This is a genomic window from Leucobacter chromiiresistens (assembly GCF_900102345.1).
Classification (GTDB): Bacteria; Actinomycetota; Actinomycetes; order Actinomycetales; family Microbacteriaceae; genus Leucobacter; species Leucobacter chromiiresistens.
Window position 1 is genome coordinate 1,861,769 of sequence record NZ_FNKB01000001.1, and the last position, 14,639, is coordinate 1,876,407.

A 14,639-nucleotide genomic window follows, 5' to 3' on the forward strand; every position below is an offset into this window, starting at 1 on the left:
GAACCTCACCGATTCGCGACAGCCGGGAGGGATCATGGCGGACGCAGCACGCTCATTCGAGATCATCGGAGCACCGTTCGACGGTGCGGCGACGCTCGGCTACCCGGGCTCCAGGTACGCGCCCGACCGCATCCGGCAGCAGCTCGGCTGGATCACGCAGCGCGTCGAGGCGGGAGCGGTGTTCTCGCTCGAGACCGGCGCGCTCCACGACGCGCCGAGGATCATCGACGGCGGCGACGCGCACGTCGTGGGGCACGATCTCCAGGCCACCCTCGCGCACACGAGTGCGCGCGTCTCGGAGAGCGTGCGATCGGGCAACGTGCCGATCCTCCTCGGCGGCGACGACTGCTTCCTCTTCGCCGGCACGAAGGGGCTCCACGACGCCACCGATGGCACGGTCGGGGTGATCCACTTCGACGCGCACCTCGACGTGATGGATCGCAACGAGCAGCAGGGCACCCACAGCCAGTCGAGCGGTATGCGCCGGTCGCTCGAACTCGAGCGGGCGCGCACCGAGCACAGCATCCAGGTGGGGCTGCGCCACTTCAACTTCCCGTCATCGCACGACTACCTGCAGCGGTCGGGCCTGGCGCGCATCACCGCGACGGAGTTCGACGCGATCGGCACCGCCGCGGCCGTGGAGCGCATCCTCGCGCGCACCGACGGCGCCGATCACGTCCACCTCAGCTTCGACATCGACGCGATCGACCCGGCGCACGCCCCCGGAGCGGGCGCGCTCGAACCGGGAGGACTCACGTCGCGGCAGGCGATCGACACGATCATGGCGCTCGCGCCCCACTGCGACTCCTTCGCCGTGACCGAGGTCAACCCGATGACGGACCACCAGGACATGACGGCGACGCTCGCCGCATATCTCTGCTACTACTTCGCGGTCTTCGGGCGACGTCGCGCCGAGGGCTGAACACCCCGGGCGTTCGACGACGCGCGCCCGGTACCGCACGACGAACACAGGAGTGAGACGATGACGGAAGATCAGCAGCCGAGGGCTGCCGCGCTCGACACCGGCGCGGTGAACATCGTGCGCAAGCGCGAACTGGGCCGAGCGGTGCGCGGCACGTTCGTGGGCAATGTCATGGAGTGGTACGACGTGGGCGTCTTCGGCTACCTCGTCGTCACGCTCGGCCCGGTGTTCCTGCCCGAGGCGAACCCCGCCACGCAGGTCATCTTCATGCTGGGCACGTTCGCGAGCACCTATCTCTTCAGGCCGCTCGGCGGGCTCTTCTTCGGCTGGCTCGGCGACAAGATCGGGCGCAAGCGGGTCCTGTTCCTCACCCTCACCATGGTCGCGCTCGCCACCTTCCTCATCGGGCTCCTGCCGGGGTATGCGACCATCGGCATCGCGGCGGCGGTGCTGCTCATCCTGCTGAAGATCGTGCAGGGCTTCTCCGCCGGCGGGGAGTTCACCAGCGCGGTGACCTTCATCAGCGAGTCGGCTCCGGATCGCAAGCGCGGCTTCTACGCCGCCTTCCTCGACGCGGGGAGCTATCTCGGGTTCGTGCTCGGCGCGGCGATCGTCACGGTGCTGCAGATCGGCTTCGGTCAGCAGGCGATGGTCGACGGCCTCTGGCGCATCCCTTTCCTCATCGCCGGGCCGCTCGGGTTCGTCGCGATCTACCTCCGCATGCGCGTCGAGGAGTCGCCGCATTTCGCGGCGCTGCTCGCCGAGGAGGCGTCGCAGGGGCGCGTCGGCGGGGGCCCGCGCCCCACGCTGCGGGTGAACCCCCTGCGCGTGTTCGCCGCGAACTGGAAGCCCATGCTGCTGGTCGTGCTGCTCGTCGCCGCGGCGAACTCCGCGGGCTACGCCTTCACGTCGTACATGCCGACGTACCTCTCGACGGTGCTCGAGCACGACGCGGTGCAGGGCAACCTCTTCTCGCTGCCGCTGATGCTGCTCATGGCCGTCTGCATGCCGCTCGTCGGCATGCTCTCCGACCGTGTGGGGCGCAAGCCGATGCTGTTCGCGGCGTCCATCTGGGTCATCGTGCTCAGCGTGCCCGCGTTCCGCCTCATCGGCGGCGCGCAGCCGTTCGGCATCGTGTGCGGACTCGCGCTGATCGGGCTGCCGGTGGCCCTGTACATGGGCACGCTGGCGTCGACCTACCCCGCGCTCTTCACGACGCGCTCGCGCAATACGAGCCTCGGCGTCTCGTACAACGTGTCGATCGCGCTCTTCGGCGGCACCGCGCCGCTCGTCATCGATTCGCTGATCCGCCTGACGGGCGATCCGCTGGCCGCCGCGTACTACCTGATCGGCATGTCGGTCGTGGGGCTCGTCGCCGTGTGCTTCGTGCCCGAGAGCGCGGGCAGGCCGCTCGCGGGATCGGAGCCGAACGTGGAGACGGAGCTCGAGGCGCATCGCATCCACACCGCGGGCATCGCGATCGGCGACGCACGGTGACCGGAGCGCGGTGACGCGCGGTGACCGCAGCGCGGTGACCGCAGCACGCTGGCCGGTGCGCCGCGGGGCCGGGATCAGACGGCGGCTTCGATGCCCGGCAGCAGCTTGCCGAGGATCGCGCCGAGCTGCTCGCGCTCCGCGGCGTCGAGCGGATCCAGCACGAGCTCGCGGATCTGGGCGACGTGGGCCGGTGCGGCCGACCGCAGCGCCGCGAGGCCCTCGGGGGTGAGGTGCGCGGAGCGGGCTCGGCGGTCTTCGCCGCAGGCCGAGCGCTCGACCCAGCCGCGTTCGCCGAGCGCATCGAGCGCGTGGCTGAGGCGCGATCGGCTCAACCCCGCGACGCGGGCGATCTCCGACATCGGCGGTCGCGCGTCTCCGGGGCGCGCGAGCATCACGAGGATCGCGTAGTGCGCGTGGTTGATGCCGGTGCGAACGCGGAGGGTGCGGTCGAGCGCCTGGGGGAGGAGCTGCGCGAGCCTGATGAGGGGCAGCCAGGCCCGCATCTCGTCGTCGCCCAACCGGCGCTCCGTGCCGGTCCGAGTCGGCTGATCGTTCACGCGGCCGAGAGGTCGAGGGTGTGCGCGGTGCGGTCGCGCTTCGCCTCGAGGTAGGTGCGGTTCGATCCGGTGAGGTGCACCCCCGTGGCCACTCGCTCGGCGACCGCGACGCCGAGGGCGCCGAGCTGGAGGGCCTTGTCGGGGTTGTTGCTCAGCAGGCGCACCCGGGTGACGTCGAGCGCTTCGAGCATCTGCGCGGCGGCGGTGTAGTCGCGCTCGTCCTCCCCGCGGCCCAGGGCGACGTTGGCGGCGTACGTGTCGAGCCCGGTGTCTTGCAGCGCGTACGCGTCGAGCTTCGCGTAGAGTCCGATCCCGCGCCCCTCCTGCCGCAGGTAGAGCAGGAAGCCGCCCTCGGCGGAGATGCGCTCGACGGCCTCGCGCAGCTGCGGCCCGCAGTCGCAGCGCTCGGAGCCGAAGACGTCACCGGTGAGGCACTCGCTGTGGAGTCGCACGAGGGGAGCGGGCGGTGCGCTCGCGGGCGCGCTCGCCGCAGCGGCCGGGGTGGCGGCGGCGAGGGTGCGCGTCCAGTCGCCGAGCCCGAGCAGCAGATGCTCCTCGCCGTCGGCCAGGCCGTCGAAGGTGAACACGTCGGCCTCGGCCGTGTACCCGTCGGGGAAGCGGAGGGGCACGCGCACCCGGGTGCGCACCGTCGCGGCGGTGGGAGCGCTCGTCGTGCCGCCGGTATGTGAATTTTCAACCATGCGGGGTGCAACGCGGCCCGGCCCCCGCTATTCCCGGGTGCTGCCGCGCGCGGTGCACGGGCGGCAGCACCCCGACCCTCACTCGCGGTCGAGCGGGTGCGGCACGGTGGGTACGACCCCGGTGAGGGGGCGCCCCTCGCGGATCAGCCGGCGCTTGCGGACCTGCCACAGCACGGTGAGGATCGCGAACCAGACGGGTGCGGCGAGGATCGACGCCCGAGTGTCGTCGCCGTAGAGGAGCGTCGCCGCGATGAACACGAAGAAGGCGAGCACCAGCCAGGGGGCGACCCGCGACAGCGGCATCTTGAACCCCGAGGCCGCGTGGCGATCCGGGTGCCGTCTGCGGTAGACGATGTAGCTCACGACGATCGACCCCCAGGTGAACAGGATGAGGGTCGCGCACATCGAGGAGACGAACGTGAACGCGGCGATGACGCCGTCGCCGGCGAACAGCAGCGGGATCGCCGCGAAGAGGAAGACGCAGGTGAAGAAGACGGAGCGCTTCGGAACGCCGCGGGCGTCGGTGAGCGCGAACTTCGCGGGCGCGTGGCCGTCTTTCGCGAGGCCGAAGAGCATGCGCGTGCCCGAGTAGAGGCCGGAGTTCGCGCTCGACGCGGCGGAGGTCAGCACGACGAGCTGGATCACGACCGCGGCGAGCCCGAACCCGGCGGTCGCGAGGGTCGCCACGAACGGGCTCTCGTCGGGGGAGATCTCGTTCCACGGCGTCACCGCCATGATCACCGCGAGCGCGCCGATGTAGAAGATCAGGATGCGCACGACGATCGAGTTGATGGCCTTCGGCAGGTTCTTCCGCGGATTCTCCGTCTCGGCCGCAGCGGTGCCGACGAGCTCGACGCCGATGAACGAGAAGATGCCCATCTGGAAGCCGAGTACGAAGCCGCTCAGGCCCATCGGGAACACGCCGCCGTGCTCCCAGAGGTTCGCGATCGAGGCGGTCGTGCCGTCCGGGGACTGGAACTGCGTCGCCATGAGGATCACGCCGACGACGATGAGGCCGAGGATCGCGACGATCTTGATGATCGCGAACCAGAACTCGGTCTCGCCGAAGAACTTCACGGGCTGCAGGTTCAGCAGCGTGAGCACGGCGGCCGTGATGAGCGCGGGCACCCAGGCCGGGATGCTCGGATTGAACCACTGCACGTACGCGGTGATGGCGACGATGTCGGCGACGCACGCGATGACCCACGAGAACCAGTAGTTCCACGAGACGAAGAACCCGGCCCAGGGCCCCAGCATGTCCTTCGCGATGTCGCCGAACGTCTTGTAGTGCAGGTTCGAGAGCAGCAGCTCGCCCAGCGCTCGCATGACGAAGAAGACGAAGAACCCGATCACGAGGTACACCAGGACGATCGAGGGCCCCGAGACGCTGATGAGTTTGCCCGAACCGAGGAACAGGCCCGTGCCGATCGACCCGCCGATGGCGATGAGCTGCAGATGGCGGTTCTTCAGACCGCGCTGCATGCCGCCGTCGGGCTCGGCCGCGGTGGCGCTGTGCTCTGCCGGGTGCTGCGCGGCCCCGGTTCCGGTTCTGGTCATGACACTCCTGTGTGTGCTGCGCATCGCACGAGTCGACGCGGGTGTGGGTGGGGGTGGGCGGTCGCCGTCACGCCACGACGCGGAAGGCGTCGAGGGCCGGATCGGCGGCGCCGCGCACGTACCCGGCCGGGCTGGCCGCGGTGGCGCGCAGGAAGGAGACGACCTCAGCCGAGAGTACCTCTCCCGGGAGCACGTTCGGCACGCCCGGCGGGTAGGCCGCGAGGGCGTCGGCGGAGACGCGGCCGACGGCGTCCGACGCGGAGACGACTTCGACGCCGCTGAAGAAGGCTTCGCCGAGGCCCATGGCGCGTTCGCACTGGGCGGGGAGGGCGATGGGGCGCTCGGGCTCGGTGTCGGCCTCGGGCAGCGCCTGCAGCGCCTCGAGGAAACGGTCGACGTCGATCGCCGAGGTCGCCCCCACGAGGGCGAGCAGCGCGGCGGGCGTGGAGAGCTCGCAGTAGACCCGGTGGTCGCGCAGCAGCAGGTGCTGGGCGTCGCCGCCCGTGATGCCGGCGCCCCGCGTGTCGATCGCGATCTTGAGCGGGTCGTTCGCGATCGCGTCGGCGCGGGCGAGCACGTCGGGCGTGGCGTCCCGGTACCGGCGGTCGGCCCGGATCGCGCCGCGGATCGCCTGCGCCGCGTCGATCGCACGCCCGACGAGGTCGGGGCGGGTCGCGATGTGCATGCGGGCCTCGTCGAGGGAGGCCAGGAGGAGGGCGCTGCTCGACGTCGACTGGAACGAGCGCACGACGCGGTCGACGAGCGATTCGAGCGCCGCGGCGTGCGGTCCGTGGCCGAGGTGCAGCATCGCCGACTGGGTCAGCGAGCCGGCCGCCTTGTGCGTGCTCGAGATCACGAGGTCGGCGCCGAGGCGCGCGGCGTTGACGGGGAGCTCGGGGTGCATGCCGAAGTGCGACCCCCACGCCTCGTCGACGATGAGCGGAACGCCGTGGTCGTGGGCCACGCGGGCGATCGCCGCGATGTCGGCCACGGCCCCGAAGTAGCTCGGCGACACGAGGTACACCGACGCGCTCTCGGGGTGCTCCGCGAGCGCGTCGGCGACCTGCTGGGCGGTGACGCCGTGCGAGGCGCCGAGCCCCACGTCGACGGAGCCGTGCACGAAGTGCGGCTCGAGCCCGACGTGCGTGGCGCCGTCGATCACGCTCGAGTGCACGCTGCGCTGCATGACGACCTCGGTGCCGAGCGCCCGGGCCACGGTCGTGGCGACGTGGTTGCCGCCGGAGGCGCCGTTCGTGATGAACCAGGTGCGGCTCGCGCCCCACGCCTCCGCGGCGAGCTGCTGCGCGCGCATCAGCGGGGTCACGCGGCCCGGTGTGGTGAGGTGCCAGGTCTCCTGGTCGACGCCGCTGAAGAGCACGGGGAAGTCGATGCGCATGGCATCGGCGCCGACGAGCGCGGCGACGCCGGGCGCGTTCTCCACGACGCCGTGGTGCGCGGGCACGTGCAGGCGCTGCCAGTCCTGCTGCGCGAGGGAGCGCAGGGCGTCCACGTACGGGGTCTGCTGCTGGCGGGCAGCGGCGGCGGGCACGGCGGAGGCGGTGGGGGCCGCGTCGCCGCGGCTGAGATATTCGAGCACGTCCTCACCATAGGCACACGCGCACCCCTGCGGAATATCAACTCTTCGTACTGATTGACATAGTCTCTATGAGGTGATGACCCTCCAGCAGTTCCGCGTGCTCCTCGCCGTGCGCCAGCACGGCAGCCTCACGCGCGCGGCGGACGCGCTCCACTACGGCGTGCCCACCGTCACCCACCACCTGCGCGCACTCGAAGCGCACCTCGGCGCGGCGCTCGTCGCACGGGACCGGAGCGGGGCCCACCTCACCGAGCTCGGCACCCTGTTCGCCGACGAGGTGGCGCCCGTGCTCACCCGGATCGAGCGCGCCGAGCGCGCCGTGCTGGAGCTGCGCGACGCGGGCGCCGTGACGCTCAGAGTGGGCACCTTCTCGTCGATGGGCTCGCGCCTCATTCCGGCGGCGATCGCCGAGCTGCGGGGGCGCAGCGCCGTGCGCGTGGAGGTCGTGGAGGCCGAACCCACGGAGGTGGTGCGCCTCGTGCGAGCGGGCGAGGTGCACGCCGGGCTCATCTACCACGTGTCGACGGAGCCCGGCTTCGTCGGTACGGACCTGGTGCAGCGCTCCCTGTTCTCGGAGCCCTACCGGGTGCTCATCGCGAAGCGCAGCCCGCTCGCGAGCCGCGAGTCGCTCGACTTCGCCGACCTCGCCGAGGCCGCCTGGGTGTGCAGCCGCAGCGACGACGAGGCCTCCGACCGCGTGCTGCGGCGCGTGTACCAGTCGCTCGGGCTCCCCATGCGCGAGCTCATGCGCACCGACGACCTCTACATGATCCACGGGCTCGTCGCCGAGGGTCTCGGCTGCGCCCTCACCACGAGCGCCGCGGTCGACGCCGACTTCGACGTCGTGCTGCGCCCGGCGAAGCAGGATCTGGGGGAGCGTCGCGTATCCTTCGTGACGCGACGCGGGCCGATGCCGGCGGCGGTCGGCTGGCTCGGCGAGATCCTCGAGGGCATCACCGCGGAACGGCGCTGACCGCGGCGCTCAGAGGCCGAGCCCGCGCAGCCCTGCGCGCACGCACTCCTGCGCCTCCTCGGCGGTGAGCTGCCCGGTGAGCCAGCGGCCCGAGAGGCCCTCGACGAGGGCAGTCAGGATCAGCGCCGTCGCGGCCGGGTGGAGATCGCTCCCGCGATCCCGTACCGCCTCGGCGACGAGCTGCTGCACCGTCTGCTGCCAGGCCGCAGTCGATCGGGCGACGGCGTCGGCCTGCGCCGGCTCGAACACGGCGAGCGCGCGCAACTCGTTCCAGGCCGTCGAGCCCGCCCGCACCTCGGGTTCGGGGCCGAACTCGGAGCTGAGGAGCGCGACCAGGCGCGCCGCCGCCGTCGCGGGCTCGGGGGAGCGGCGCGCGCGATCCTCCGCCCGCTCGGTGACGTGATCGAGGGCCGCCTGCAGCAGCCCGTTCCGGTCGCCGAAGTGGTACGCGAGGAGGCCGATCGAGACGCCGGCCGCGCTCGCCACGTCGTGCATGCGGAACCCGCGGATGCCCGACCGGGCGATGGTCTGCTCGCACGCGGTGAGGATGCGTTCGCGTGCATCGTTCGACACGTCGACTCCTTCGGATCGCGCGTCCGCTTGACAGAGACGCGGCGGCAACTGAAACTGTTTTCAGGATAGGCGCTCGACCGGGCGCCGACAAGCGCGAGCCCCGCACTGCGGCGCAGGAAACGAGGATGTGCATGAACGCGACGACCACGCCCTTCGAACTCATGGAGGCTTCGATCGCCGACGTGCTCGATGCCCTCTCCCGCGGCGAGATCACCAGCACCTGGCTGACCGAGCGCTACCTCGCCCGCATCGACGCCTACGACCGCGGCGACGACGGCCTCAACGCGGTCGTCGTGCGCAACCCGCACGCGCTGCGCGACGCCGCCGAATCCGACCGGCGCTGGCGCGACGGCCTCGCCCGCCCCCTCGAGGGCGTGCCGTTCACCGTCAAGGACTCCTACATGGTCGAGGGCCTCACCGTCGCCTCCGGATCCCCCGCCTTCGAGCACCTCGTCGCGCAGTGGGACGCCTTCACCGTCGCGCGGCTGCGCGAAGCCGGCGCGGTGCTCATCGGCAAGACGAACATGCCCCCGATGGCCGACGGCGGCATGCAGCGCGGCGTCTACGGGCGCGCGGAGAGCCCCTACAACCCGAAGTACCTCGCCGCAGCCTACGCATCGGGATCCTCGAACGGATCCGGCGTCTCGACGGCCGCGAACTTCGCCGTGTTCGGGATGGGCGAGGAGACCGTCTCATCGGGCCGCAGCCCCGCCTCGAACAACGGTCTCTGCGCCTACACCCCCTCCTGGGGAGTGCTCAGCATCCGCGGCAACTGGCCGCTCTTCCCCGCCCGCGACGTCGTCGTGCCGCACACCCGCTCGATGCCCGATATGCTCCGCGTGCTCGACGTGCTCGTGCAAGACGACGCCGACACCCGAGGCGACTTCTGGCGCAACCAGAACGTCGTCGATCTGCCGAGCGCGAGCGAGCACCGGCCCGCCAGCTATCTCGACCTGCACGATCCCGACGCGCTGCGCGGCAAGCGCTTCGCCGTGCCGGCGATGTACCTCGGCGAAGACCCCGCGTTCCCGATCGACGTGCGGCCCTCGGTGCTCGCCCGCTTCGCCGAGGCCCGCGCCCGCCTCGAAGCGCTCGGCGCCGAACTCGTCGTCACCGGCTTCCCGCTCATCGAGCAGTACGAGGGCGACCGGCCGGGGCAGGAGAACGTGGCGGCGCTCGGCGTGCTGCCCGAGGGGTGGATGGACACCGAGTTCAACCACTTCCTCGCGTTCGGGTGGGACGACTTCCTGCGGGCGAACGGCGACCCGAGCATCCCGAACCTCGGCGCCGTCGACCCCGACACGATCTTCCCGCAGCCGCCCGGCGCGCTGCCCGATCGCTACGAAGAGGTCGAGGACTACGAGAACCGGTACCGCGCCACCGTCGCGATGGCGCAGCAGGGCATCTCCGACCCCCGCGATCGGGGCGACTTCGCCGACGGGCTCCGCGCCCTCGTGCAGCTGCGCGAGCAGCTCTTCGAGCACTGGCTGCGCGAGCACCGGTTCGACGGCGTCGTGTTCCCGGCGAACGCCGACGTGGGGGCCTGGAACGCCGACGTCGACCAGGAGGCGGCGGATCGCGCGTGGGGCAACGGCGTCTTCTTCTCGAACGGCAACTACGCCCTGCGGCACCTCGGCATCCCCACGGTGACGGCCGCCATGGGCATGATGGACGACATCGGCATGCCGATCGGCATCACGTTCGCCGGGCGCGCCTACTCCGACCCCGAGCTGCTGAGCTACGCCGCCGCCTTCGAAGCGGGCGGCAGCGGCACGCTCCGCGTCGCACCGGCGTCGACGCCCGCGCTGCCCGAGGATCGCGTCGGCTGAGTGCGGATCGGGCCGGGCGGGCCGTCCTCGGCTCCGCCCGGCCGCAGCCCGCTTCGGCCGCAGCCCGCTCCGGCTGCAGCCCGTGCTGTCTGAAGCCTGATCCGGCCGGGACGCTACCCGGCGTCGGCGTCGGACTCGGCCGCGTCGAGCGGCTCGGAGAGCGGCACGTACCGGTCGACGCTGAGTGCGAGACGCCGCAGCAGCACTCCCAGGCGGTCGCGCTCCGACTTCGGGATGCCGCTCAGCAGTCGCTCCTCCGAGTCGGTGAGCCGTGTGATCGCGGCGTCGACGAGCGTGAGGCCGCGCGGCATCATCTCCACCAGTACCCCGCGCCCGTCGTTGGGGTCGGTGAGTCGCCGCACGAGCTCCCGCTCCGCCATGCGGTCGATGCGGTTCGTCATCGTGCCGCTCGACACCATCGTCTGCTGGCCGAGCAGCTTCGGGCTCTGGCGGAACGGTTCGCCGCTGCGACGCAGGGCCGCGAGCACGTCGAACTCCCACGACATGAGACCGGATCGCTCGAACGCGTGGGCGCGCGCACGGTCGATGTGCTTCGTCACCCGCCACATGCGCGAGAAGATCGCGAGCGGTGCGAAATCGAGATCGGGGCGCGCTGCCTCCCAGTCCGCGATGATCCGGTCGACCTCGTCTTCGTGTTTCATCCCTCCATTATCGAGCCAGAGCGGCGGAGCGCGCGATTCGGCCTGGTGCAGCCCGCGTCGGAGCCGTGGCACACTAGTAGTCGTGCCGAATTCGGCATGATCCGCCTTGGTGTAATGGCAGCACGACAGCCTTTGGAGCTGTGAGGTCCAGGTTCGAGTCCTGGGGGCGGAGCGATGGAACGAAGCATCGCTTCGGGACGTCGCTCCGCGCGGGGCTCACCAGCCCCGCGGATGCCGGGTAGCGCAGCTACGCTGTGTGTCGGGAGCGATGGAACGAAGCATCGCTTCGGGACGTCGCTCCGCGCGGGGCTCACCAGCCCCGCGGATGCCGGGTAGCGCAGCTACGCTGTGTGTCGGGAGCGATGGAACGAAGCATCGCTTCGGGACGTCGCTCCGCGCGGGGCTCACCAGCCCCGCGGATGCCGATGAAAGGACACCATGGCAGAGCAGCACCTCGCAGTCGTGATTCTCGCAGCGGGACAGGGCACCCGCATGAAGTCGGCGTTGCCGAAGGTGCTGCACCGCATCGGCGGTCGGTCGCTCATCGCCCACGTGCTCGACGCCGCGGCGGGGCTCGATCCGGCGCAGGTGGTCGCGGTGGTGCGGCACGAGCGCGACCGCGTCTCGGCGGCGATTCTGGAGCACGCTCCCGACACGGTGATCGTGGATCAGGATGAGGTGCCGGGCACCGGCCGCGCGGTGGAGCTCGCGCTCGCGGCGCTTCCCGACGACTTCGACGGCTCGGTCGTCGTGCTCTCGGGCGATGCTCCGCTCATCGACACGGCGACGCTCGAGGGCCTCGTCAAGGGCCATCTGGGCGGGGGGCGTGCGATGACGCTGCTCTCCGCGGTCTTCGACAACCCCACCGGCCTGGGGCGGATCCTGCGCGACGACTCGGGCTCGGTGCTCGGCATCGTCGAGGAGAAGGACGCCGACGACGAGCAGCGCCGCATCACCGAGATCAACGGGGGCATCTACGTGTTCTCGCGTCGCGCGCTGCAGACGGCGCTCGCGAGCATCGACACGAACAACGCTCAGGGGGAGAAGTACCTCACCGACGCGGCGGCCCGCATCCTCGTGACGGGCGGCGATGTCGAGGCCGTCGCCACTGACGACCCGTGGACGATCGCCGGCGTGAACGACCGCGCCCAGCTCGCGGAGGCGGGGCGCGAGCTCAACGCGCGCATCGTGCGCGGGCACCAGCGCGCGGGCGTGACGATCCAGGATCCGACGACGACGTGGATCGACGCCGACGTCTCCATCGAGCCCGACGTCGAGATCCTCCCGGGCACGTTCCTGCACGGCGCCACCTCGATCGCGACGGGCGCCGTCGTCGGGCCCGACACGACGCTGGTCGACTGCGAGGTGGGCCCGGATGCGCGCATCCGGCGGAGCGAGGCGACGCTCGCCGTGTTCTCCGCCCGCGTGTCGGTGGGCCCGTTCGCGTACATCCGCCCCGGCACGGAGCTCGGGGCGGGCGGCAAGATCGGGGCGTTCGTCGAGACGAAGAACGCGAGGATCGGCGATGGCAGCAAGGTGCCGCATCTCAGCTACGTCGGCGACGCGGTCATCGGTTCGGACAGCAACATCGGCGCGGGCAGCATCTTCGCGAACTACGACGGCGTGCAGAAGCACGAGGCCCGCGTCGGCGACGGCGTGCGCGTCGGCTCGAAGAACGTGCTCATCGCACCCGTTACGATTGAGGACGGGACGTACACGGCGGCCGGCACTGTCGTGCGCAAGGATGTTCCCTCGGGTTCGCTGGCGATGAACGTGGCCCCGCAGCGCAACATCGCTGGGTGGGTCGCCGAGAACCGCCCGGGCACGAGTACCGCGGAGGCTGCGCAGCGCGCCGCGGAGCGCGGAGAATAGCCGAGGATATGGGGAGTCAGCACCGATGAGGAGCATGCAGGGATGAGCACAATCGAGATGGCCGGGCAGAAGAAGCTCGTCCTGATCACGGGTCGGGCGTACCCCGAGTTGGCGGAGCAGGTCGCGGCGGAACTCGGCGCGGAGCTCGTGCCGACCGACGCCCGAACGTTCGCGAACGGCGAGCTGTACGCGCGGTTCGACGAGAGCGTGCGCGGTTCCGACGCGTTCGTGATCCAGTCGCACACGTTCCCGATCAACGAGTGGCTGATGGAGCAGCTCATCATGGTGGACGCGCTGAAGCGCGCTTCGGCGAAGCGCATCACCGTCGTCGCCCCCTTCTACCCGTATTCGCGTCAGGATAAGAAGGGGCGGGGCCGCGAGCCGATCTCGGCTCGGCTCATCGCCGACCTGTTCAAGGCCGCGGGTGCCGACCGCATCATGTCGGTGGATCTGCACGCCCCGCAGATTCAGGGCTTCTTCGACGGCCCCGTCGACCACCTCTTCGCGATGCCGGTGCTGCTCGAGCACTTCCGCAAGACGATCGCCCGAGACGACCTGACGGTCGTGTCGCCCGATATGGGCCGCGTGCGCGTCGCGGATGTGTGGAGCGACCGTCTCGACGCGCCGCTCGCGATCATTCACAAGCGGCGCGATCCGCTGGTGCCGAACCAGGTGTCGGTGCACGAGATCGTGGGCACGGTGAAGGATCGCTGGTGCGTCGTCGTCGACGACATGATCGACACGGGCGGAACGATCGCGAAGGCGGCGGAGGCGCTGAAGGCGAACGGGGCGCGCGGCGTCACGATCGCGTGCACCCACGCCATCTTCTCGGGCCGCGCGATCGAGCACCTGTCGCAGGAGTTCATCGACCAGGTCGTGGTCACCGATACGCTGCCGGTGCCGCCGGAGAAGCGGTTCGACAAGCTCACGGTGCTGTCGATCGCCCCGCTCCTTGCGAAGGCGATTCACGAGGTCTTCGAGGACGGTTCGGTCACCTCCATGTTCGAGGGCGCGGCCTAGCGAAAACGCATCGCGTTTTCGGTCGGCCGCGGCGGCGCTACGGCGCGGGCCCACGGAGCGCAGCGAGGGGCGCGGCCTAGCGAGAACGCATCGCGTTTTCGGTCGGCCGCGGCGGCGCTACGGCGCGGGCCCACGGAGCGCAGCGAGGGGCGCGGCCTAGCGAGAACGCATCGCGTTTTCGGTCGGCCGCGGCGGCGCTACAGCGCGGGCCCACGGAGCGCAGCGAGGGGTGGTGGCGGTCGCCGCGGCAACGCTGCGGCGCCGGCGTCGTGCGATTGCTCGTTCGTTGTGGTGGAATGGGCGCCTATCGCGTCGAGGAGGCCGCCATGTCGAAGTACCTGATCTCGTTTCCCAGTGAGGCGATGGCGGTGACCGCTGCGGAGCTTCCGCAGGTTGTCGCCGATTCGCACGCCGTGGTGCGCGAGGCGAAACGGGCCGGTGTCTGGGTGTTCGGCGGCGGGATCGACGAGTCCGTCGAACCGGTGCGCGTCGACGCGTCGGGGGCGGCGCGGCCGGGGTCGTACGACCGGTCGCATCCGCTCACGGGCGGGTTCACCGTGATCGAGGCGCCGTCGCGCGAGATCGCCCTGGAGTGGGCGGCGCGATTCGCCGCGGCGTGCCGCTGCCCGCAGGAGGTGCGCCGGTTCGGCGATGATGCGGAGAGCTGAGGCGACGCGCACCGGCTTGTCGCGCCCCGCCTGAGCGCCGAGCCCCCATCAGTTCACCGAACCCCCGCCGAAGGCCGTCGCTCTGGGCAGGGGTTCGGTAAGTCGGCAGGCGTTGGCAGAGGATGCGCGGGGGATCGGTGAGTCGGCAGGCGTTGGCCGAGGAGGGGCGGCGGACCCTGCTCCGCAGCCGCCGCTCTCGGGGCTGGAGCCG

13 protein-coding genes and 1 tRNA gene are annotated in these 14,639 nt (G+C 71.1%); 8 read left to right on the plus strand and 6 right to left on the minus strand.

The features are described 5' to 3' along the window. The first annotated feature begins 34 nt into the window (after positions 1-34). Together BLT44_RS08540 and BLT44_RS08545 are read left to right on the plus strand one after the other, a co-directional pair. On the plus strand, positions 35-922 hold the full coding sequence (locus BLT44_RS08540; protein WP_010157542.1) for an arginase family protein: 888 nt from the start codon (positions 35-37) through the stop codon (positions 920-922). A 60-nt stretch (positions 923-982) separates the two neighbouring features. Then, positions 983-2,419 carry an MFS transporter gene (locus tag BLT44_RS08545; protein WP_010157541.1) on the plus strand — a complete coding sequence of 479 codons (1,437 nt, stop codon included), beginning with the start codon at positions 983-985 and terminating at the stop codon, positions 2,417-2,419. Between the two features lie 74 nt (positions 2,420-2,493). Here the strand turns inward: BLT44_RS08545 and BLT44_RS08550 are convergent, their stop codons facing one another. The 4 genes from BLT44_RS08550 to BLT44_RS16065 form a co-directional block, all read right to left on the minus strand. Continuing rightward, complete coding sequence (locus BLT44_RS08550) at positions 2,494-2,976, minus strand: MarR family winged helix-turn-helix transcriptional regulator (RefSeq protein WP_029608373.1); 483 nt, start codon at positions 2,974-2,976, stop codon at positions 2,494-2,496. Beyond that, the gene (locus BLT44_RS08555; protein ID WP_050803139.1) at positions 2,973-3,677 is read right to left on the minus strand and encodes a GTP cyclohydrolase II; all 705 of its coding nucleotides are present in this window, start codon (positions 3,675-3,677) and stop codon (positions 2,973-2,975) included. Before BLT44_RS08555 ends, BLT44_RS08550 begins: the two co-directional genes overlap by 4 nt. A 78-nt stretch (positions 3,678-3,755) precedes the next feature. After that, a complete protein-coding gene (locus BLT44_RS08560; protein ID WP_010157538.1) occupies positions 3,756-5,234 on the minus strand; it encodes an amino acid permease in 1,479 nt (492 codons plus the stop codon). A gap of 67 nt (positions 5,235-5,301) precedes the next feature. Beyond that, a complete protein-coding gene (locus BLT44_RS16065) occupies positions 5,302-6,831 on the minus strand; it encodes an aminotransferase class I/II-fold pyridoxal phosphate-dependent enzyme (protein ID WP_010157537.1) in 1,530 nt (509 codons plus the stop codon). A 76-nt stretch (positions 6,832-6,907) separates the two neighbouring features. Here BLT44_RS16065 and BLT44_RS08570 point away from each other — a divergent pair, with 76 nt between their 5' ends. Continuing rightward, the gene (locus BLT44_RS08570) at positions 6,908-7,804 is read left to right on the plus strand and encodes a LysR family transcriptional regulator (protein WP_010157536.1); all 897 of its coding nucleotides are present in this window, start codon (positions 6,908-6,910) and stop codon (positions 7,802-7,804) included. Between the two features lie 9 nt (positions 7,805-7,813). On the opposite strand, the gene BLT44_RS08575 is transcribed toward BLT44_RS08570, so the two are convergent. Beyond that, positions 7,814-8,377 (minus strand): TetR/AcrR family transcriptional regulator, encoded by a 564-nt coding sequence (locus BLT44_RS08575; protein WP_010157535.1) that lies wholly within the window; start codon positions 8,375-8,377, stop codon positions 7,814-7,816. Positions 8,378-8,508: 131 nt separating this feature from the next. Here BLT44_RS08575 and BLT44_RS08580 point away from each other — a divergent pair, with 131 nt between their 5' ends. Continuing rightward, a complete protein-coding gene (locus BLT44_RS08580) occupies positions 8,509-10,206 on the plus strand; it encodes an amidase (RefSeq protein ID WP_010157534.1) in 1,698 nt (565 codons plus the stop codon). 113 nt (positions 10,207-10,319) lie between these two features. On the opposite strand, the gene BLT44_RS08585 is transcribed toward BLT44_RS08580, so the two are convergent. Then, positions 10,320-10,868 carry a MarR family winged helix-turn-helix transcriptional regulator gene (locus BLT44_RS08585; RefSeq protein WP_010157533.1) on the minus strand — a complete coding sequence of 183 codons (549 nt, stop codon included), beginning with the start codon at positions 10,866-10,868 and terminating at the stop codon, positions 10,320-10,322. 100 nt (positions 10,869-10,968) lie between these two features. Here BLT44_RS08585 and BLT44_RS08590 point away from each other — a divergent pair. The 4 genes from BLT44_RS08590 (at position 10,969) to BLT44_RS08605 (ending at position 14,428) form a co-directional block, all read left to right on the plus strand. Further along, positions 10,969-11,040: transfer RNA gene (locus tag BLT44_RS08590), tRNA-Gln, on the plus strand. A gap of 266 nt (positions 11,041-11,306) precedes the next feature. Then, positions 11,307-12,740 carry a bifunctional UDP-N-acetylglucosamine diphosphorylase/glucosamine-1-phosphate N-acetyltransferase GlmU gene (gene glmU / locus BLT44_RS08595; protein WP_010157532.1) on the plus strand — a complete coding sequence of 478 codons (1,434 nt, stop codon included), beginning with the start codon at positions 11,307-11,309 and terminating at the stop codon, positions 12,738-12,740. Positions 12,741-12,782: 42 nt separating this feature from the next. Continuing rightward, positions 12,783-13,760: a ribose-phosphate diphosphokinase gene (locus BLT44_RS08600; RefSeq protein WP_010157530.1), complete on the plus strand. Its 978-nt coding sequence runs from the start codon at positions 12,783-12,785 to the stop codon at positions 13,758-13,760. A 326-nt stretch (positions 13,761-14,086) separates the two neighbouring features. Then, a complete protein-coding gene (locus BLT44_RS08605) occupies positions 14,087-14,428 on the plus strand; it encodes a YciI family protein (RefSeq protein ID WP_010157529.1) in 342 nt (113 codons plus the stop codon). Positions 14,429-14,639: the final 211 nt, after the last annotated feature.

Coding starts and splice junctions, on each gene's coding strand:
- BLT44_RS08540 (WP_010157542.1), top strand. CDS start 35: ATGGCGGACGCAGCACGCTCATTCGAGATCATCGGAGCACCGTTCGAC.
- BLT44_RS08545 (WP_010157541.1), top strand. CDS start 983: ATGACGGAAGATCAGCAGCCGAGGGCTGCCGCGCTCGACACCGGCGCG.
- BLT44_RS08555 (WP_050803139.1), bottom strand. CDS start 3,677: ATGGTTGAAAATTCACATACCGGCGGCACGACGAGCGCTCCCACCGCC.
- BLT44_RS08560 (WP_010157538.1), bottom strand. CDS start 5,234: ATGACCAGAACCGGAACCGGGGCCGCGCAGCACCCGGCAGAGCACAGC.
- BLT44_RS08570 (WP_010157536.1), top strand. CDS start 6,908: ATGACCCTCCAGCAGTTCCGCGTGCTCCTCGCCGTGCGCCAGCACGGC.
- BLT44_RS08580 (WP_010157534.1), top strand. CDS start 8,509: ATGAACGCGACGACCACGCCCTTCGAACTCATGGAGGCTTCGATCGCC.
- BLT44_RS08585 (WP_010157533.1), bottom strand. CDS start 10,868: ATGAAACACGAAGACGAGGTCGACCGGATCATCGCGGACTGGGAGGCA.
- glmU (WP_010157532.1), top strand. CDS start 11,307: ATGGCAGAGCAGCACCTCGCAGTCGTGATTCTCGCAGCGGGACAGGGC.
- BLT44_RS08600 (WP_010157530.1), top strand. CDS start 12,783: ATGAGCACAATCGAGATGGCCGGGCAGAAGAAGCTCGTCCTGATCACG.
- BLT44_RS08605 (WP_010157529.1), top strand. CDS start 14,087: ATGTCGAAGTACCTGATCTCGTTTCCCAGTGAGGCGATGGCGGTGACC.